This is a genomic window from Patescibacteria group bacterium, from assembly GCA_028717685.1.
Taxonomy (GTDB): Bacteria; Patescibacteriota; JAQUNI01; order JAQUNI01; family JAQUNI01; genus JAQUNI01.
The window spans coordinates 13,280-33,507 of the sequence record JAQUNI010000001.1; the positions used below are offsets into that span (position 1 = coordinate 13,280).

Annotated in this window: 15 protein-coding genes and 1 pseudogene; 1 reads left to right on the forward strand and 15 read right to left on the reverse strand. The window is 41.0% G+C overall.

The window, feature by feature from the left end:
- Positions 1–161: 161 nt before the first annotated feature.
- The 3 genes from lon to PHW01_00095 form a co-directional block, all read right to left on the reverse strand.
- Complete coding sequence (gene lon / locus PHW01_00085; GenBank protein MDD5626403.1) at positions 162–2,714, reverse strand: endopeptidase La; 2,553 nt, start codon at positions 2,712–2,714, stop codon at positions 162–164.
- A gap of 643 nt (positions 2,715–3,357) precedes the next feature.
- Positions 3,358–4,173, reverse strand: a complete 816-nt coding sequence (locus tag PHW01_00090; GenBank protein ID MDD5626404.1) for a C39 family peptidase — start codon at positions 4,171–4,173, stop codon at positions 3,358–3,360.
- An 8-nt stretch (positions 4,174–4,181) separates the two neighbouring features.
- Entirely contained in the window at positions 4,182–5,327 is a 1,146-nt protein-coding gene (locus PHW01_00095; GenBank protein ID MDD5626405.1) for an aromatic amino acid transport family protein, read from the reverse strand.
- A gap of 297 nt (positions 5,328–5,624) precedes the next feature.
- On the opposite strand from PHW01_00095, the gene PHW01_00100 reads away from it, so the two are divergent.
- A complete protein-coding gene (locus tag PHW01_00100; protein ID MDD5626406.1) occupies positions 5,625–6,440 on the forward strand; it encodes a hypothetical protein in 816 nt (271 codons plus the stop codon).
- 169 nt (positions 6,441–6,609) lie between these two features.
- Here the strand turns inward: PHW01_00100 and PHW01_00105 are convergent, their stop codons facing one another.
- The 12 genes and pseudogenes from PHW01_00105 to PHW01_00160 form a co-directional block, all read right to left on the reverse strand.
- Positions 6,610–7,233, reverse strand: coding sequence for an HAD-IA family hydrolase (locus tag PHW01_00105; protein MDD5626407.1), 624 nt, complete (start codon positions 7,231–7,233; stop codon positions 6,610–6,612).
- Between the two features lie 139 nt (positions 7,234–7,372).
- A complete protein-coding gene (locus PHW01_00110) occupies positions 7,373–8,416 on the reverse strand; it encodes a hypothetical protein (GenBank protein MDD5626408.1) in 1,044 nt (347 codons plus the stop codon).
- A 158-nt stretch (positions 8,417–8,574) separates the two neighbouring features.
- A complete protein-coding gene (locus PHW01_00115) occupies positions 8,575–9,822 on the reverse strand; it encodes an ABC transporter permease (protein MDD5626409.1) in 1,248 nt (415 codons plus the stop codon).
- Positions 9,823–9,964: 142 nt separating this feature from the next.
- Positions 9,965–10,651 carry an ABC transporter ATP-binding protein gene (locus tag PHW01_00120; protein MDD5626410.1) on the reverse strand — a complete coding sequence of 229 codons (687 nt, stop codon included), beginning with the start codon at positions 10,649–10,651 and terminating at the stop codon, positions 9,965–9,967.
- A 165-nt stretch (positions 10,652–10,816) separates the two neighbouring features.
- Entirely contained in the window at positions 10,817–12,154 is a 1,338-nt protein-coding gene (locus PHW01_00125) for an efflux RND transporter periplasmic adaptor subunit (protein MDD5626411.1), read from the reverse strand.
- A gap of 252 nt (positions 12,155–12,406) precedes the next feature.
- Positions 12,407–13,234 carry a hypothetical protein gene (locus PHW01_00130; protein MDD5626412.1) on the reverse strand — a complete coding sequence of 276 codons (828 nt, stop codon included), beginning with the start codon at positions 13,232–13,234 and terminating at the stop codon, positions 12,407–12,409.
- Between the two features lie 30 nt (positions 13,235–13,264).
- Positions 13,265–14,011 carry a ZIP family metal transporter gene (locus PHW01_00135; GenBank protein ID MDD5626413.1) on the reverse strand — a complete coding sequence of 249 codons (747 nt, stop codon included), beginning with the start codon at positions 14,009–14,011 and terminating at the stop codon, positions 13,265–13,267.
- 94 nt (positions 14,012–14,105) lie between these two features.
- Positions 14,106–15,035, reverse strand: a complete 930-nt coding sequence (locus PHW01_00140; protein ID MDD5626414.1) for a hypothetical protein — start codon at positions 15,033–15,035, stop codon at positions 14,106–14,108.
- A gap of 314 nt (positions 15,036–15,349) precedes the next feature.
- Positions 15,350–16,876, reverse strand: a complete 1,527-nt coding sequence (locus PHW01_00145) for a B12-binding domain-containing radical SAM protein (GenBank protein MDD5626415.1) — start codon at positions 16,874–16,876, stop codon at positions 15,350–15,352.
- A 274-nt stretch (positions 16,877–17,150) separates the two neighbouring features.
- Positions 17,151–18,134, reverse strand: coding sequence for a GTPase ObgE (gene obgE, locus PHW01_00150; GenBank protein MDD5626416.1), 984 nt, complete (start codon positions 18,132–18,134; stop codon positions 17,151–17,153).
- A 223-nt stretch (positions 18,135–18,357) separates the two neighbouring features.
- A pseudogene (locus PHW01_00155) lies at positions 18,358–18,546 on the reverse strand (cold shock domain-containing protein).
- A gap of 340 nt (positions 18,547–18,886) precedes the next feature.
- Positions 18,887–20,158, reverse strand: a complete 1,272-nt coding sequence (locus PHW01_00160; GenBank protein ID MDD5626417.1) for an NAD(P)/FAD-dependent oxidoreductase — start codon at positions 20,156–20,158, stop codon at positions 18,887–18,889.
- Between the last annotated feature and the right edge of the window lie 70 nt (positions 20,159–20,228).

The following is a 20,228-nucleotide window of genomic DNA, read 5'->3' on the forward strand; positions in this document are numbered from 1 at the left end:
TAATTTCACTATCACGCCGGCCGGACGTCCGTCTTTACAGGTACTTTCTTTTCAGCTTCTTGAACAGCTTTTAGGATTTCATCGAGTCCTGCTTCTCCCTTCTGCACCACCTGACAGCCCATATTTGTTATCTCCTCTAAGACTTCTGAGTCGTCAACCACTTATCCCGCTTTCTTCTTCATTTTAATCTGAACACCTTTCACCGCGATCTTCTCTTTTAAATTAACAACTTTTTTCTTCTTTATCTCTTTGATGGGTTTATCCGAGACTAGGGCTTCATTTAAAACCTGATCCATATTGGAAACGGGGATGAATTTTAATTCAGCTCTCGCTTCTTTCGGAATTTCATTTAAGTCCTTTTGGTTATCCTTGGGAATAATGACCACTTTAGCTCCAGCCCGATGGGCGGCTAAAGCTTTTTCTTTTAAACCGCCGATTTCCAATGTATTGCCGCGAAGCGTCACCTCACCCGTCATTGCCACCTCTCTCTTCACAGGACGCCTAGAAATAGCGGAAATTAAGGCGGTGGTAATCGCAATCCCGGCTGATGGTCCGTCTTTAGGAATGGCGCCGGCAGGAACATGGACATGAATATCATTCTTTTGAAAAAAATTCTCATCAATTCCCAACGCCCGCGCCTTGCTGCGCGCATAGGAAAGAGCGGCTTGCGCCGATTCCTTCATTACCTCGCCGAGCTGACCAGTCAAAATCAAATTACCCTTGCCAACCATTGTCGTGGCTTCAATGGACAAAATTTCGCCGCCAGCCTGGGTCCAGGCAAGACCTGTCACCACCCCGATCTCATTTTTTTTCTCGGTCAAAGAGAGGGCGAATTTGGCTGGCCCAAGGTATTTGCCAAGTTCCGCAAGTTTAATCCGATAGCCTTTTTTCTTACCATTTCCCGCAATCTTGCGCACAATCTTGCGACACAAAGTGGCAATCTCTCTTTCCAGATTACGCACACCCGCTTCCCGCGTATATTCTGTGATCACCGCCCGAATCACCGCATCATTAATTAGCAAATCTTTATTCTTCAAACCGTGGGATTTATACAGTTTTGGCAAAAGATGCCTTTTGGCAATGGCGAGTTTTTCATCCTCGGTATACCCGGGAAAATGAATCACTTCCATCCGATCACGCAGAGCAGAAGGAATCGTGTCTAAAACATTGGCGGTGGTGATAAACATCGCCTTGGATAAGTCAAAGGGCACTTCCAGATAATGATCGGAAAACTCATAATTTTGCTCGGGATCCAGAGCTTCCAAAAGCGCGGAGGTAGGATCGCCGCGAAAATCCTTGCCGACCTTGTCAATCTCATCAAGCATAAAAACAGGATTTTTCTCGCCTACCGTGTTCATTCCTTGAATGATGCGTCCCGGAAGAGCGCCGACATAAGTGCGCCTGTGCCCCCGAATCTCTGCTTCGTCGCGAACCCCGCCCAAGCTCATCCGAAAAAATTTTCGGCCAAGCGCGCGCGCAATAGATTTGCCAATAGAGGTTTTACCCGTGCCGGGCGGTCCTACAAAGCATAAAATCGGCCCTTTAATCTTGCCGACCATCTTCTGCACCGCTAAATATTCAATGATTCTCTCCTTAATCTTTTCCAAGCCATAATGATCCTCGGCTAAAATTTTCTCCGCTTTTTTGATGTCAATTTCGGTTTTCGCTTCCCGCGACCAAGGCAAATCAATGAGCCAGTCCAAATAAGTGCGCAGATAAGAAATTTCCGGCGAAAAAGAAGGCATTTGTTCCATGCGGGCTAATTCTTTCAAAGCGACCTTCTCCACGTTCTCGGGCATCTTTGCCATTTTGATTTTCGCCTGCAAATCTTCACCCCCCGCGCCCTCTCCTTCGCCCAGTTCTTTCTGAATGCTCTTTAATTGCTCGCGCAAAAACATCTCTTTCTGCATTTTGCCTAATTCCTTCTGGGTTTTGCGTTCAATTCTTTTCCCTGTTTCCAAAATTTGTTTCTCGCGCGCGAGGTGGCGAGAGAGCAATGCCAATCTCTCCTGAATGCCCACAGTCTCTAAAATCTTCTGCCGTTCTTCCAGCGATAAATCTAAATTAAAAACAATAAGATCAATCATCTGATCAGGGGTTTTGGCGTTAAAAATCGCGACAAGAACATCCAAAGGAACCATCTTGCCCATAGAAATGCATTCTTTGAATTGGGCGAGAATATTCCGAATCAAAGCCTTGACCGCCAGAGTGTTTTTTTCTTTGGGCTCTAAAACTTTGATCCTCACCTTAAGAAAAGGTGATTCCTGCGCAAGATCCAAAATCTTAGCGCGAGCCATACCTTCTATAATTACCTTTATTGAACCGTCCGGCAATAATAAATCTTGAGCAATCATCGCCACCGTGCCCATTTTGTAAATATTTTTCAAAGTCACTCCCCCTATCTCTTCTTTTTTCCCTTCTTCCTTTTTTGGGGAAATTTGGGTGACAAAAAGGGCAAGGCGATCCTTCTTCACCGCTTCCTCGAGGGCGGCGACGCTTTTTTTCTCGCGAATAATTAAAGGTAAAACCAGTTTTGGAAAAATCACCGCGTCTTGCACTGCAACCAAAGGCATCACTTTTTTAATTTGGGGTTTTTTAGGGTTAGGGGGATTAATCTCTTTACTTTGAAAGTTGAGGCTGAAATCTTCGTTATCTCCCTCAATCTCTCCTTCTTCAGGGTCAATGTCCGCGGGAGCGTTATTTGGATGCATCATTTTTGTTTTTAGGTTAAATATGGAACTGTGAATTATAAAACTTCCATAAAATCATAAAATATTCCTCCCGCTTAGGGAAGCGAGGGGTCTAGGAGGGCTTCTGAAAGTTTATCTCCCACCCCTTCCACCTCCCCCTCGGGCAGGGGGAGGACCGCTCCCACCCCCTCTTGCCTCCCCGCTCAGGGCAGTGGGAGTGCATAAGGCTTAACTAAATTTATTATAACATATTTCAGAAAATAAAAAAGGGCGGTATGTTTTTCAGAACATATGCCCTCAAGACTTTTGAGATCTCTCCTTTCGAAGTTTTTTTAATTCTTTGATACCGGATACCTCAGGCTTGCCTAATTCCTCCAAGACGCGTTTCCAATATTTATCCCTTTGAAGAATACAACCGCCCCCGCAAAGAAGACCAAATAAAAAAAATAAAATAGCGGGAAGAATCCATTCCATTCTAACACTCCTTTTCATAATAAGGACACACTTTACAAGCATATGATCTTGTTTCACTACAATGAAAGCATTCGGGCGGATCCGTATAATGCGGAGCATTTTTTATCCCTCGCCAAAGAGGATAAACTATAACCACAAACAAAAAAAAGGCTATAAGAATACTGAAAAGCATCCTCATTCAGTACACCTCCTATCATTGAATAATTATCACCGCTTTCCTTCCCTGTTCTATTTTCTCTTTCGTCCCAGGGAAATCGTGAATCGCGTTATATAATACATCGTAAGGATAGAAGTAATGTTCACCGCGCCGCGTGCCGGGGTCATTAGCGATAAATCCCTTTTCATTAAAACCAATCAAAACTAAATTGTGATATAAAGGACCGGGTGGGGTAAAATAAGGATTATAGAGAAGGCGGCCCGCTGCCGGAACAATAACGGGATTACCAGCCGCAATTTCTCTTTTTAAGCTAGAAATACTAATATCATAGCTTACCCTTACTTTTTTGTAATGATAACACTCTTCTGCCAATTTAGCAATACCCTCGGCATCACTATCTTTGTAATCGCCATAATGCTTAATCTGGAACTCAATGAGCGCGTCCAGCTCCTGCCGCATTAACTCTTTGGTTAAAACTTTCTTTTGCCGAAAATAATGAACCATCACGATACTCGCTTCTTCGCAGGATTCCTCGTCGCGTTCGTCCCACTTGCTATAAGGGGATTGGGAAGCGAAGGGCACATCTAATAGAAATTCCGAAGGTATTTTCTCTTCTTCACGGGGGATCTTTGCTGACGCAAGGGGCAAAGAACCTTGAGGCAAACTACTCGTGTCTTTTTGCTCCTTTACCTCCATAGTCTCAGGGGTTGAGGGCAAATCACTATTGTGTTGCGCGGATTGCTGTACTTCTAAAAATTCTACCTCCACCCTACTCCAATATAAAATAAACCCCGCGGCAATAATGCTCAAGGTTAAAACTAGGAAGATGCTTTTCTTAGGTGAAATAATCATTAAAAAAATTATTCAGAGACCTGAAAATATAATTCTAAAACCACACCAAGAATTAAAACTCCTAACAAAACATAAGGCATCCAGTGAGAAAAAGGCAGGCGATAAGAAACCCTCTTTTTCCCTTTGCGCCGCGCGGCGTAAAAAAGCTTAATCATCAAGACGCCCTCAATTCCAACAATAAAAACACCTATTAAAGAAATAATCCCTATAAAATCCCGCGCTCCCACCAAAAATAAACACAGCGGAACAATAAGGGTAATAAAGGTTGCTAAATGCTGATTTATTTTATAATCATACCAAAGAATTTTTTTAAAATTTGATCCTATAGTGAAAAAAGAAGTCATTATAGCCAAAAAACCCAAAAAGGCGCCAAAAATCACCACCCATTTGCCTAAAAATAATTCTAAAGCCGAAATCGCATCCTTGGTTACGGCTGGACCAGCTATCCCAATGACAAGGACTGCGAAAAAGAAAAAAACAAATAAAGGCACTAAGGTACCGATGACAATTGCTCTTTTAATCTTGAAGGGTTTTCTTTTTAATACTTCCACTATCTCCGGCACAGCGCATCCCCCGCTTAAAGAAAATAAAACTGCTCCATAAGGAAAGAAGAAGTCAGCCACACTCACTTTGGCTAGATTACCTGCCTGAACATAAGGCAACCCCCAAAATCCCAAAATGACAATCATTAAAAAAAGGAGCAAACCAACTAAAATCAAATTTATTTTATCCAGTAATTTGACCCCGAAGATAACGCCAGGAGCGAGGAGGGCGAAAAAAAATAAAGTATAAATTTCTACCGAGCCTCCTAACCAGAAATGGAAAATATTCTGGAGGAAAACGCCGCCAAGAACTAAATAAGCAAGCAGAGTGCCAATATGCCCAAATGCACTCATTACGGTGGCAAAAATTTGGACTTTGCGGGAAAAATATTTTTTGATGAAGCCGATATAGCGCCGTTTACCCGGCGTACGCAACACAACCTCTCCATAAAGCAAATGCAAATAAAGGGTGAGACAGCCTCCCAAAAATAACAAAAGCGCGCCCAAAAAAAAGCCGCTTTTCTCCATCGCGTAAGGAAGACCGAATATACCCGCGCCGATAATGGTGCCTACAAGAAGCGAGACAGCGTACCAAAAAGTTTTATTTTTCATGAATTTAGAATCAAGAAGCAAGAATCAAGGAGCGATTTGATTTTACCATATTTAAGTCTCATTTCAAAACCTTAATTCTTAATTCGTAATTCTTGCTTCTGATTAAAAGTGGATAACCCTCTATCCCCTATTTTAAAAATATGCTATAGTGATATGATTTCTTGATACTTATCCACAACTTTTAGAAACAAAATAAAATAATTCCTCCTTCCTTTGATAATTTATCCCGTTAGAAATAAATTTCTAACCAGGGTTTACAAAGGAAGGAAACGGGAAATAGAAAGGAGGTGATTATTCTTGGATAACAATACTCTCTTTAATGAAGAAGACGACAAAAAAGAAAAAGATTCAAAAAAAGATGAGATTGAAGACGAGTTAAATTTAGAAGAAGGAGAAGAGGATATCATTCCGATTGAAGAAACCGGCGGGGGCGGACGTAAAATTCTTTGGACCATCGTTGTCTTGATTATTATTGGGTTAGGCATTTATTCTTTCGCGAAAAGAGAGCAAATCAGAGAAAGCCTGAAGAGCCAAACAGGCGAAGACCAAACAGGAGAACTAGGAGCAGCTTCTGAAACAACTCTAGAAAAATTTACCTGGGAGAATCAAGATCAAAACACAGGTGAAACTCAAGCCAAGACTAGCATCCAAGAGGAGGACAATAAAATTGTCACCACGGAAACCGAACCGCCAAAACTAGAAGAATTTACTGCCAATGGAGAAGAAGGTACGGATGGATCCGCAGACACCCAGACGGAAGTGAAAGAAGAAGTGACCGCAAACGCGCAAGAAAATACCCCACCCGCTATAGAAAGCCAAGAAGATAAATTTGTCGTTGCCGCGCAAAAAGGAGAAGGGATCACCAATCTTGCCCGCCGCGCCCTCAAAGAATATCTGGATAAGACCAACCGCGGAGGAGAACTCAATGCCGAACAAAAAATTTACATTGAGGATTATCTCCAAAACAAAACTGGCACCGAAAGGCTGGGAATCAATGAAACGCGAACGTTTACGGTGGGAATGATGGAAGAATCTATCAATGCCGCAAAACAGCTCAATGAAAAACAACTTAAAAATTTGGAAAAATATTCAAAGCTTGTTTATTCCGAATGAAAATATAAAAAACCGTAATGGAGCCTGTTTTAAAATGGGTTCCATAAAATAAAAAAGCCCTCCACTTAAAAAATGGAGGGGCAGAAAATAAAAAGCAGCCGCTCGCGAAAAGGCATGCCAAAAACCGCGGGCGGTTTTGTTTTCACCCCCTATGGTATAGATGGGGGTACTATTTTAAAACAGAAAACTGTTTCTCCTTACTTGAGATGAGATCTGCCAGGGAATCAATAATCTCCTCTGATTTTACACCTAGCTTCAGAAAATCTTCTCTTTTCATATAACTGGAGGTAATCATTAGTACCCCCACGCCAGCAGCTTTCCCTGCCATAAAATCAGATTTATAACTATCGCCAATCAGGAGAATCTCGCTAGGCTTGATGGGCCATTGCTGCAAAATAGGATCAAAAACCCGGGGGTCAGGCTTCTTAAAGTCGTCGTCACGGGTAATAATAATGTCAAAAACATTCAGATCTAAACCTAAGCGCCGAGCATGCCACCTCAAAATCTTTGAACTGCGGACAGTAACTATCCCCAATAAATATTCTTCTCTTTTTAAGTAAGATATCACATCAATGGCACCAGGGATTAAATCCTTCCTTGATGTTCCTAAGGGCAAAGAAAGATAAGCGCTAACCTCTTGCAAAAACAAATAAATAACCAGAGGGATATTCTTTAAGGTCTTCCATAATCCTAAACGATAAGCCGTTTTGAAACAAAGCCCTAAAGAATTGGTCAAAAAGAGCCGCAACACTCCATCAAAATCAAACAGGGTAATTTTTATTTCCTGATTCACGCTAAACCTCCTTCCTTTAGGACATCAATAGTTTCCGTTTTAAAAAATAAAGAACAATAAACAAGAAGATAATATAATAGCTCAAAAAGAACTAAGAATCAATAGAATTCGGATTCTTAATTATTTTTGAGCTTTTAGATTATTTTTGTTGAGTCCCGCGGCTTTTTTTCAACACAGCGCCAGTAATAAGAAGAATGATGGAAAAACCAATAATAGCTCCAGCCTCAACTGATTTGAATAAATTAAATCGTCCAAATATATCCGAAAAAATCGAACCAACGCTGTCCGATATGGCAGGATCTAACGCAATCGGCGTTTGAAATAATTTCAGAATATCGGATATTTTGATACTGACAGCGAAAATATAAGAACATAAAGAAAGAAGGAAAATTGGCAGACTGCTAACCAAAAGAACAATGCCAATTTTCTTTAAGACTGCGGCAAAGGGCCGCCAAGTTAAAAGCCCAATGGAAACTAAAAGGATAACTAAAACGACTGTGGCAAGATTAAGGATAAAAAATCCTAAATGTATATAATCTCGAAATTTATTTAAACCTGACATTACAAGCTCTTGAGGGTTGGCGCTGCCGGCAGAGGCAGCTGTTTTATTTTGATTCAAGTTGAGCAAGTCAAAAGTATCAGGAATATCTTTGAGGCTAGAGGCGGAAACCGTCTCATTCACAAGTTTATCTAAATCAGCGTCTTTCATATTAGAAGGAAGACAACCAGTCGGTTTCCCTTGAGAGGATTTCAACTGGCTAGGGGTGCACTGCGGCAATTGAAGCAAAGTTTGTTTCTGCATCTTTTGCAGTTCTGGTTGCGCGGCTTGTTTTAACCCCTTCAGGGAGATTGCGAGGTCAAGACTAGAATCGTCAGAATAAAGCCAGGCAAAAAAATTGTCCACCACTCTTACCACCTCTTTTTCCAAGCCCGCTTTACTAATTATGTTAGTTAATGCCTGACCTATAGCGTCACTCCCTTGCGGCGTCCCTTCAGTTTGACTTTTTTGCAAGGAGCTAACAATTAAAGAAGTAAGTGCGTTCGTGATCCGACCTTGCTCCAAGAGTTCTTCATAAATTCCGGGCTTCAAGAAGACATATTTGACATTGTAGCCATAGAGAACGAGCGCAAAGAGAAAAAAGAAAATGATACTTAATAAAACGGCGACGATTTTGCGAAACATAAGTTTTTTTTATTTTTTATTTTAAAAATTAAGCTTTGTTTTTATTATAGCACGAAAAATGATTTTCAAAAAATTATTTACCCCATTAGAGAAAACCGTTAGGGAACTAAGTTCTCTAACCCCGTTTAGAAATTTATTTCTAATGGGGCTAACGGGGTTTACTCATAGCGCAGCGCCTCTATGGGATTCAGAGCTGCGGCGCGGCGAGCAGGATAAAGACCGAAAATTAAACCTACGGCAGCGGCAACGCTCACGGCTAAAATAATGGACATCAAAGGCACAGAGAAAACCCAATCCGCGTACCCAAGACTTTTAATGATAATGGAGGCAACCAAAGAAAAGAGAGCGCCTAAAATAATCCCGCCGATTCCCCCCAAAACCGTGAGCATTACCGACTCCAATAAAAATTGGGTTAAAATATCAGAATTAGTCGCGCCGAGAGCTTTGCGCAATCCGATTTCCCGCGTCCGTTCGGTAACCGAAACAAGCATAATATTCATAATCCCGATCCCGCCAACCACTAAAGAAATGGCGGCAATGGAAGAAAGCATGATAGATAAGGCGCCCATAACCTGCGAGAGCATATCTTGCGCTTGCGCTTGCGTCCCCGTATGAAAATCATCCTTGGATGGATCGCTACTGGGGTTATCAATTTTATGCTGGGCGCGCATTGTCCATTGGATATCTTGTTCCGCCTCACTGACCACATCCTTGCTTCGCGCTTCGGCAATAAAAGCTAAAAGATAATCAATACCCAGAAGTTTCTTTTGGGCAGTCAAAAGAGGAATATAAATTTGACTATCCTGACTTTGGAAACTAGCGCTTCCTATTTTTTCCAGTACGCCAATTACCTCAAAATTCTTGCCTTTGATTTTTACTTTTTTACCTAGAGGATCCTGGTCATTAAATAAATCTTCTTTAATTTGAGCCCCCAAAACCACGACTTGGGCTTCAGATTTCACCTCATCAGAGGTAAAGAAACGTCCCGCGACAACCTTTAAATCCGATATTTTTTCCATATCCGCGTCCACCCCAATAAAGGTTGCCCCAACATCATTATTTTCATAAACAACCTGACTTTTGCCAGGAATGTAGCCTGAAACCGCGGCAATTAAATTCAACTTCCTGACTGCTTCCACGTCTTTATTTTTAATCGTGGTCAGATTAATTCCACTCATCATATCCGGCGGCCCATTTTTATTTAAAGCCCCCGGCTCAACAATAATATTAGCTGCCCCAAAACCCTGAATTTGATTTAGAATAAACCCCTCGGCGCCAGAGCCAATAGACATAATTAAAATCACGGAGGTAATGCCGATAATAATTCCGAGCATAGTTAAGGCACTCCGAGATTTATTGCGGGTCAGGGCGTGGGTGGAAGTTTTTAGGGTATCAAATATTTTCATAGATTATTTTAATTTAGAGTAAGCAGCGTGAAATAATTTTTAATTTTTATTTCTTAATTTTTAACTAATTTTTGTTGAGTTATTGAATTATTGTCTTATTTATAATGACAATAGAAATTAGTCAAAAATCAAAAATTAAGAACTAAAAATTTTGATGGTTCTTTACGTCGCTTTCTATTTCTCCGTCTCTTAAGTGAATAAGTCTTTTCGCATGTCCAGCATCTTCTGGGTCGTGAGTGACCATAATAATCGTCCTGCCTTCCTGATTTAATTTTTGCAAAAGATGTAAAATCTGATCTGAATTTTTACTGTCTAAATTGCCCGTCGGCTCATCCGCGAAAATCACACTCGGATTAGTAACGAGCGCGCGGGCAATCGCTACCCTTTGCGCTTCTCCGCCGGATAACTGGTTGGACAAATTATTCAGGCGAAACCCTAAATTCACTTTGAGAGCGGCTACTCTGGCTAAATCGTCCCTATCTTTTGCCTTAGAATAAATGAGGGGCAGCTTAATATTTTCTAAAACCGTAGTTCGAGGCAATAAATTAAAAGCTTGAAAAATAAACCCTACTTTTTCATTACGCAAATGAGCCAAGGATTCATCATCCAATCCCTCACTGCTTTGGCCGCCAAAAATATATTGACCTTCGCTTGGACGATCTAAAAAACCCATAATGTGCATTAAGGTAGACTTGCCGGAACCGGAAGGGCCCATAATGGCGACAAATTCACCCTCTCCGATTTTAAGGTTAATATTATGCAGAGCGATAGTGGCCACGCCTTCGTTTTGATAAATTTTACTTAGATTTTTTAGCGCAATCAAAGACATAAATTGTTAAATTCCAAATTCAAAATTCTCTCGCTCCGCGAGATCTGGCGAAGCCAGACAAATAAATTCAAAATTCCAATTTCCAAAATCCAAAACAAAGCAGTTCTGAATTTTAGTATCGTGATTATTTTGGAACTTGAGATTTTGGGTCTAGGATTCCAAATTTTATTGCTTAACAAACGTTATCACTTCATCTCCTTCTTTTAAGCCTTCTAAAATTTCAATTCTGCCGCCATCACCCTTTAAGCCTGTTTGAACGAAAATTTGTTTATTGGGTTTATCTTCTCCTTCCCATATCTCAACATATTTTTTTCCATCTTGCTCTTTCACGGCGCGCAATGGCACACTTAGAACATTCTTTTTTTCTAAGATTTTAACATTGATATCCGCGCTCATACCGGAACGGGTTAATTTTCCAGGATCTTGAAAATTAATCTTAATTTTGTAGTAGGTTACGCCTTCAATAATCGTCTCGGCTGGCTCAATAGAGGCAACCTGACCACTAAAAGTTTGGTCTGGAACAGCATCCAAAGTAATTTCGCATTCCTGACCTGTCTTGACCGCGTTAATATCGCTCTCGGGCACCTCTGCTTCAATCTCCCGCTCTTGCGCAATCAGAGTCATTATTGGCGAAAACGCAGAGGCTATCTCTCCCTCCTCAACATTAATCTTGCTTACAATACCAGCAATAGGGCTCACAAACGAATTTTTCGTTATCTGCAACTGTGCTAATTCTAAAGCTATCCGATCATAATCCACTTGGTGCAAAAGATTGGATTTTTCCCAGTTTTGGGCTAAAGCCTTCTGCCGTTCTAAAGCTTCGCGCGCTTGTTCTTGTCTATACCACGCATCATCCTCCGCTTGTTTAGTGGTTAATTCCAAAGTCGCTAAGGCTTCACGCGTTTTGCGCTCTTGGGCTTGAATATTGGTAAGATTGGTCCGCGCCAAATCGCGCAGGGTGAGAGTAGTATCACCATCCTCATAATCCTTTTCAATATCATTAAAATACTCTTGATAATCACGCGTATAATTTTCTGCTTCTTCCAAGCTCACCTCTCCCTCGCGAAGATCGCGTTTGTTCTTCTCTTGAAGATTAAGATAACTTTGATGAGCCTCATTATAAGTCGTTTCCGCGACCAGCAAGTCATTGGTTTGCGCCATCGCAAGATTACTTTTCGCCAGATTCAAACTGGCTTGCACCTGCTCCAGACGGAGAGCTTCTTCGCGGTTATCTAATTGAATTAAGGGCTGTCCTGCTTTCACTTCATCGCCTACTTTCACGTTCATCTTTTTCACCACGCCCGTATTTTCAAAAGACAATTCCAAAACTTTTTGCGGCTTCACCGTGCCATTAACACTTACGGTTTGTTTCAAATCCCCCGCCGCCGCTTTTTCCACAGAATATTGAGGTTGCTTTTGAGGACGCAAAAAAATCGCGGCTAATATACCGCCAATAACCAAAACGATAATAACCAGCATAATCCATTTAGTGCGTTTTTTCATCTTTTTAAATAGATAATACTAAGTATCTAAGATAGCATTTTTGGCTATTTTAGTCAACCCCTCACCCACCTTTCGTCATTGCGAGGAGGACTTTCAAAGCCCGACGAAGCAATCTCATTAAACGATATTTATGCCTAATTTATAAAATTGTTTCGTCGTCACTCAATAAGCTCGGGACTCATCGCTAATAGACACAAGGTAAGGGATTAAACAAAAAAGAGGCTGGTTTTCAGACTCCCTTATTCTCTTTTTTTAAAAATCCACTTTAAATCCTCCGCTTTCAATAATCTTTTTAGGATTTAAAAATAATTTTTCTTTTAACTGCGCTTCGGAGAGTGCTCCTTCTAAAACTAAACCATAGGAAAGAGGGAGGAAAGAGGAAAAATTGGCAATGCCCGTTTTGCGCGGCAGGGGAGCATAATCACTCGCAATAACGTCAATCGTGCCGTCGGCTAGCCCTTTTTTCACTGCCTCAATGTCTTCCTTCAATCCTAAAGGAGGATTCACTTTCACGTCTAAATCATCTTTAGTGTAGGTGAAATAATGGGGACAGGTTTCGCAGGTTATTTTTAAGCCTTGCTTCTTGGCGCGGCGAATTAAAATCACACTCCCCTTTTTGCTAACGTGCTGAATATGGAGCCTGCCGCCAACTTTTTTTAGAACCATTAAATATTTTTTTATAAACTCTGTTTCCAGATAAGGTCTTTTTAATCCTACCTTATAAGATGGACTGCAATGAGCCATCACTAAAACCCCTTTTCGCAAAATTACTGTTAACAAATTAAGGTTGGCTAAGTAATTTCCATCATCGCTAAATCCAACTACAGAGGATTTTATTTTATCTACTGCCACTAGCCTTTTGCCGGACAAATTTTTGGTGATTGCGCTTACAGGCAATGCTTCGCAATATCTTTTTTTCTTTAAAGACCGCTTGATAGCCGCCAAATTATCCAAGGGAGGATCAGTATTGGCCATATAAATAACAACGTCAATACCGCACATTTTAGCAATTCTGGTGTGCCCTGCGATATCATTTCTTAAATGAGCATGAAGATCAATGACCGGATAACCTAGAAACATAATTTGTTAAAAATATTAAAGATTGGAATTTTACCCCCAAATCAACAAGGTAGCCATAATGCCAATGCCTGAAATTATAGCCATTAACTGTTTTATGGAGGTTTTGGGATTAAATTCATGATGTAATTCCGGAATTAAATCCGCGCCCGCGATATAGATGAAACCGCCGGCGGCAATAGGGAGAATTATAGATGAAAATCCAGCCACGACCGAGCCAACTAATAAAGCAATCACCGCGCCCAAAATGGCGGTAGAAGCGGAAAGAAAGTTAAATATAACCGCTTTTTTGACCGAAAGACCACCATAGACCAAAACACCAAAGTCCCCAATCTCCTGCGGAATTTCGTGTAAAATCACGGCCAAGGTGGTAGCAAGCCCCAAAGAAAAATCAAGACTATAACTTGCCGCAATAATCATTCCATCAGTCAAATTATGCAATCCATCGCCAATTAAATTCATCGGCACCACGGGGTGAATATGGGTTTTGGAATTTGGAATATGACAATGCCGCCAACGCACTACTTTTTCTAAAATAAAGAACAGGCAGATTCCAGCCAAAATCAAAAGGGAAATTAAAAGGTGGTCTGTCTCGCTTTGAAAAGCTTGAGGCAAAAGATGGATAAAAGCGTCACCAAAAAGACCGCCCACGGCAAAACTCACGAGATAAAGCAATATTTTCTGCAATCTTTCTTTATTTAAAGAAAGAAAAAAAATCCCCACTAAAGAGATGAGGCTCACAATCACCACGCTCGCAATGGTGTATAACCAAATAGTCATAGGTTCAAATCTTTTTAATTTTTTTTAGTATAGCAAATTTTTGTTAAAAAATAAATAAAAAACCCACCCTAAATTTTGATTGAGTGAGGGTAGATTATTTATTGTAAGCTTCTAGATGAGGCTCTAAGACCTTCTCTATCCGGTCTGTTTGATCCCAAGGAATGGGCTCTGTCAGCACCCAGGTTTCCTTGTGCGCACACATCTCGCCAGGCTTCAAGGTCACCCAAGGGCTCATTGTTTCCATTTCCACCATAAAGTTTTCTAGCCCTATATACAAAGCTACATTACAACCACGAGGATACCGTTCTTCCAGCGCAGTTTCAAACTTCGCAATTTTAAAGAAAGAACAACCGGCGTGGGGCGCGTAACAACCAATCCAACCCTGATGAACAGCAAACATTCTTTTTGCTTCTATGCCTCGCGGCTCAATGATCATAAGCTCGTCTCTCGCGTCAGGCTGGAACTGGGGATCATTCACGCGCGACGTGTGCCCAGCCCATCTCTTAAAAATTACCATCGGCACAGTACTCCAATCACCTTTTCCTCCCAAAGGCACAGCAAAACTTTTTCCTATGGGATCAATGCAAGTTAAAGCCCAGACCCCGCCGCTCCAGAGCATATCACTGCCATTTCGAATAAAACTCTCCACATCAATCGCACCTGATCCTGCTTCCGTAATACTGAAGCCGCGTTGGATCTTGAAAACGGAATCTTGTGCTCCCCAAAATCCCCAAGTGCGGTCCATCGCGCCAAAATAACAAGGTTTATTATCAGGCGCATACGCTTCTTCTGTTTCATCCGCACCCGGACGATGCGTCCAAACCCGATGACCGCCATATAAAAACCACCCGCCACGGCACCGCTCTTGATTATCCCAAAAGAGAAGATTATCCTTATTCTGCAAACCAAAATGATGAATCCGTGGACCTATGCCAATAGTCACGCCAATTTTATAACCACCATCGGTTGTAAATACTACCTCCTGCAAAGTACCATCTTTTTTAATCTCTTCAACTTTTTTCATCTTATACTCCTTCTCTAAAAAACAAACCTTAATTCTCTTAAACCTTAAGCTTCCAGAACAACAGTACCACCACCTCCTTCTCTCTATAAAATAAAAAAACCTAACCAGAACTTAATATTTTATTATTTTAACAAAGATGTGTCAACTTATAAAAAATCTTGGCTACTTATAAAAAAGTCAAGGCAAATAATACACGCACATTTTTTGCGCTTTCTGTTAATCCAAGGGCGCATGAAAATTATGCCCAATCCAACCAGCGAGGAACGGTTAAATAGGTTGCTTTTAATAAAAAACACTGATTAATAAAATCAGTGTTAAAGCAGGCTTTCCAGATACGCCTCTTTTTCGCCTAAATCTTCCGAGCTCAAAGGCTCTCCTTTGCAGCTGTCTTGGGGTCTCTCTACAAGATGTCTTTTGGACCGCGGTAAACCGTCCATAATAAACTGGTACGGCCGCCCGACTCGCCGCTTGCCCCACTCGGAAATCAGCCGGCAGTATAATATCGCCCGAAAAACATCAAATCTCAATCCTCGAGGTCCCGACAAGGCTTTGCCTAAACTGTAAATTATGGGGAAAACCTGGGCGGAAACTCTTTTTGCTTCCTCCGGCGACATATAGTAAAGTTTCCTGACGAAATGACCAGTATCATAATTATTCAGGTCCCAATCTATAATTTCCCCGTTGGCGACGGCATCGCAATAATCTTTTGTCCCCGGAAGAGCCGCCAGCCTGAATGGGGCCACGAAATCGAATGTTGCCGCCATGAGGCGCGCATCATTCAAAATATCTTCCTCTCTCTGCCAAGGAAAACCGACAATCCAGCCAGCGTCTACTAAAATGCCGTGCGCGTGGAAGGCGTCCACAATCCGCTTATAGTCTTGCGGCTGGTTTTGTTTTTTATTGGCTTGCTTTAAAGTTGCAGGATCAAAACTCTCAATACCCAGGAAAACTTGATCCACGCCCGCTGCTGCCAAGTCGGGCACTTCTTCGGCGACATCCGGGGACGCATCAAGCTGCACAAGAATTTCCAGTTTCCTTTTGAGCTTCGCGTTCAGCCTGATCAATTTTTCTAACAAAACATGATAATGCGGGGAACGCCGAAAGTTATCGTCCAGAAACATTATCGGCAGACCGAGCGCGTGCGTTTTTAAAACCCACTCAATAATTCCTTCCGGAGCGCGCGCGCGGCAGCGCTCCATCTTGCGGCCGCGCAGAACTGTAACCGAACAAAAAGAACAATTAAACGGACAGCCTTCCGCCGTATCCACGCCAGCTAAACGGTTTAAAGCAAAGCGGTAGCCGTCCCCGATGATATCGGGCATTGCCGGAATAGGCGCCACGCTTAAATCAACAAAAGACCTCTGCCAATATAACGGTTTTAGCGCGCCGCGCGCCGCATCCTGAATAATCTGGGTGGCGGTCACTTCACCCTCACCCACATTAAAAGAGATGCCTTCTTTTTTCAGAAGCGCGTAAACTTTCCAATCTGCCAAAGTAACGCCAATCCCGCCGATGACAACGTCCAAACCTGCCTTTTTAAACTGCCGCGCGAGATCAATAGCCCGTGGCAATTCAAAAGTTTTGGCGCTTAATAAAATCAGCTTTCGGGCGTAATCACGATTCGCAATAATGCGTTGAATATAAGCATCACCAATCTCTGTTCTTTCATTAATACAGAAGATGTCTAACGCGATACCCGCTCCAGCCGCCGCTTGCCAAATCAAAGACTTTAACACGCCGAAAATAGGCGGGATCATCAACAGGCGGAAAAACTGAAACAAATATCCCCCATCATCGTAGGAACTAGGGGAAATTATCCAGACACCCAAATCTTTTTTCATTACATCACTCCTTTACCCCTTTTAAAAAAGAACAAAGTTTTCTAACCCCGTTTAGAAATTTATTTCTAACGGGGACTCGCAACATTCAGGACTATCAAAACAAAAAAACGGAATTGATAAATTTTATAAGCAAAAATCTAACCATACAAATGGAAGTATAAATAAAAAAAGGTCAGGTTTCAAGTCAGGCTTTTTTTAATTACTCAACTTTATTGCCTGCGATACCCTATAAATAAAAAACCTCCATATATGAGAGGATTTCTGTTTAGACAATTTATTTAATTAAACTGATGTCACATTTTTGCTTTATGATTTCGCGCAACAGTTTTTCAATCCGAGCAATACTTTCATCGTCAATCACGGAAATTGGAATCACTTCTTTCTTTAATACTTTTAATTTTTTCAATTTTTGAGCAACCTCCTCTTCGCTCGCCAAGTCGATTTTACTTAAAATAATATATTCTGTTCTATCTAATAATTCTTTGTTGAAAGCTTTAAGCTCATTTCTAATAATCTTATAATCTTTTATTGGTTCCGGCGATTCCGCGGAAACAAAATGAAAAAGCGTTTTAGTTCTTTCAATATGCCGTAAAAATTTAATGCCAAGCCCTTTGCCTTCTGACGCCCCTTCAATCAAGCCCGGAATGTCGGCTAAAATTAGTTCAAAATAAACTCCGAGATTCGGCTCAAGGGTTGTAAAGGGATAATTAGCCACTTTACTTTTGGCATTAGTTAAACTGTTTAACAAACTTGACTTGCCAACATTCGGCAAACCGATAAAGCCAATATCAGCGATCAGTTTTAATTCTAACCTTAACTCACACTCCTCACCCGCTGAACCCTCTTGAAATTCAGTCGGGCTGGTGTTAATTGGCGAACGAAACATAAAATTGCCTTTTCCGCCCCTGCCCCCTTTGGCTACCAACAGACTCTGCCCAATAGCCACTATTTCAATATCCTCGCCACTTGATAAATTATGAACAACTGTGCCAACCGGCACTTTTAAAACCAAGTCCCTGCCATCCGCTCCATTATTTAACTGCCGCCCTCCTTTTTCTCCGTCTTCTCCTATTAATTCTTTTTTATAACGAAACTGAATTAAGGCGCTCAAATCCGTAACGCCCTTAAAATAAATGTTTCCTCCGTTGCCTCCTCTTCCCCCAGTCGGGCCAAGAGACATTTTTGTTTTATTAAAAGCCACGTTGCCGTCCCCGCCACGGCCAGCCCTGACCCTAATTTTTACATCATCAATAAGCATATTGATATAATAATGCTCTAATTTTTCTAATTTGTCGAATATTTTCTAAATAAGCATAGAAATAATTCTATAAGGAGGGATATATTTTGGAACAAAAAACTCCCGTGTCGGGAGCTTTTTGCTGAAGCTGAATAGTCTATATTTCCATCTTCTCGTCTGTTTCTTCTATCTCGCCTATTTCCTCTGTTTCATCTGTTGCATCTGTTTCATCTGTCGCAACGCGGGATACGTTCACCGCGTTTGGTCCCTTTGGAGAGTCGGCCTTTTCAAAAGATACTTTGTCACCGACTTTTAGCTCGTCATAGCTTACGCCTTTGAGTTCATTGCTGTGAAAAAATAAATCTTTTTCTTCGCCATCCACAGTAATAAATCCAAATCCTTTATCTGTAAGGGTTTTAATTGTTCCTTCCATAGTAGTTGTAAAGTTAGTTTAATTAATTTTTTAAGGTTTTACCCTAAAGTTTAGTTCCTTGAATAAACTCGACTAGGGAGCTGGCTGCAAAATTATTCCTACTGCAATTTTATCTTTTTGGCTACGGCTTCGTCAGACATCGCAAAAAGCTTTTCGCCATAGCTCTAGCTATGACTCAAACCTTTTTGCTCGTCTTCCTCGCCTCGCCTAAAAATCTAAAATTTCGCTACGAAATAATTTTGTAGTCAGCTCCATTTTTATTAAGCAACTATCTTACTTATATAACATTAACATCTAAAAGCCAAATAGTCAAACTGATTAAAATTTGAACTCCTCGGCATTACGCGTTAGCGCCTGCCGCGTATCCAGTGCTCCAACAAATTTGCAAGTTATAACCGCCTGTGGGACCGTCTAAATCAATAATTTCACCGGCAAAAAATAAATTTTCAATAATTTTTGACCGCATTGTTCGCGAATCAATTTCTTTTAAATCAATTCCCCCGCTTGTGATAATCGCCTGGCTAAAACCAGTTGACCGCGAAACATTTAATTCTAAACATTTTAAAAAATTAATAATTTTTTTTCGCTCTTCTTTGCTGATACAATTTAATTTTTTATCAGGGCTTATGCCTGTAAACTTAATAATTAAATCGCCCAATCTTTGAGGGAGAAGTTCCGGCAAATAATTTTTAAAATTCTTGTTTCTTGTAAAGTCCCTTTGTAATCTTTTATCCAATATTAAAACATCCAAAGCCGGCTTTAAATCAATTTTTAAACATACTGCCCCTGTAGCCATTAATTCTCCAATTCTCTTGCTTAAATCAAGAATTATCGGTCCGCTTAAACCAAAATGGGTAAAAATCATTTCTCCAAATTTTGAGTCCCACTTTTTGTTATTTTGAAAAACAGAAACGCTGACATTTTTTAAAGTTAAGCCCTGCAAACCCTTAACCCAATTTTCTTTGGTTTCTATCGGCACTAAAGCGGGCATTGGCTTTATAATTTTGTGCCCCATTTTTTGCGCCCATTCATATCCATCGCCGGTGGAACCAGTTCCGGGATAGGCTTTCCCGCCGGTGGCTAAAATAAACGCCTTGGCAATTATTTCTTTTTCTTTAAGTTTTACTGCTTCAATCCTTCCTTCTTTTACATCAAAGCCAACGACTTTTTGGTTAAGCAGAACCTTAACTTTATTTTTATTCAAACATCGCGACAAAACATTTAAAACATCCCGCGATTTATCGGAGGCGGGAAAAATTCTGCCGCCTCTTTCTACTTTTGTTTTCAAACCCTTTTTTTCAAAAAAATTTATAACTTCCTCGGGACCAAAAGCGAAAAGCGAGGAAAAAAGAAACCGACCTTTCTTTCCTAATTTTTCAACAAATTTTTTATCATTAAACTCGGCTTGCCCCATCAGAGACGAAGCCTCTAACGGGGCTTGGGTAATATTGCATCTGCCACCCCCGGTAATTAAAAGTTTTTTGCCAAGAATTGGATTTTTTTCAATCAAAACAACCTTGGCGCCTTTTTCGCCAGCTTTAATCGCGGCTATTATTCCGGAGGGTCCGCCTCCGATAACCGCCACATCAAATTTTTCTGGAATTTTGGACATAGCAAATAAGTATAACACACATTAGGATGAATGGGAGCAGGTCAAAAATTTTGAGGAACACTGTATATTT

Coding starts and splice junctions, on each gene's coding strand:
- lon (MDD5626403.1), bottom strand. CDS start 2,714: ATGATGCATCCAAATAACGCTCCCGCGGACATTGACCCTGAAGAAGGA.
- PHW01_00090 (MDD5626404.1), bottom strand. CDS start 4,173: ATGATTATTTCACCTAAGAAAAGCATCTTCCTAGTTTTAACCTTGAGC.
- PHW01_00095 (MDD5626405.1), bottom strand. CDS start 5,327: ATGAAAAATAAAACTTTTTGGTACGCTGTCTCGCTTCTTGTAGGCACC.
- PHW01_00110 (MDD5626408.1), bottom strand. CDS start 8,416: ATGTTTCGCAAAATCGTCGCCGTTTTATTAAGTATCATTTTCTTTTTT.
- PHW01_00115 (MDD5626409.1), bottom strand. CDS start 9,822: ATGAAAATATTTGATACCCTAAAAACTTCCACCCACGCCCTGACCCGC.
- PHW01_00120 (MDD5626410.1), bottom strand. CDS start 10,651: ATGTCTTTGATTGCGCTAAAAAATCTAAGTAAAATTTATCAAAACGAA.
- PHW01_00125 (MDD5626411.1), bottom strand. CDS start 12,154: ATGAAAAAACGCACTAAATGGATTATGCTGGTTATTATCGTTTTGGTT.
- PHW01_00130 (MDD5626412.1), bottom strand. CDS start 13,234: ATGTTTCTAGGTTATCCGGTCATTGATCTTCATGCTCATTTAAGAAAT.
- PHW01_00135 (MDD5626413.1), bottom strand. CDS start 14,011: ATGACTATTTGGTTATACACCATTGCGAGCGTGGTGATTGTGAGCCTC.
- PHW01_00140 (MDD5626414.1), bottom strand. CDS start 15,035: ATGAAAAAAGTTGAAGAGATTAAAAAAGATGGTACTTTGCAGGAGGTA.
- PHW01_00145 (MDD5626415.1), bottom strand. CDS start 16,876: ATGAAAAAAGATTTGGGTGTCTGGATAATTTCCCCTAGTTCCTACGAT.
- obgE (MDD5626416.1), bottom strand. CDS start 18,134: ATGCTTATTGATGATGTAAAAATTAGGGTCAGGGCTGGCCGTGGCGGG.
- PHW01_00160 (MDD5626417.1), bottom strand. CDS start 20,158: ATGTCCAAAATTCCAGAAAAATTTGATGTGGCGGTTATCGGAGGCGGA.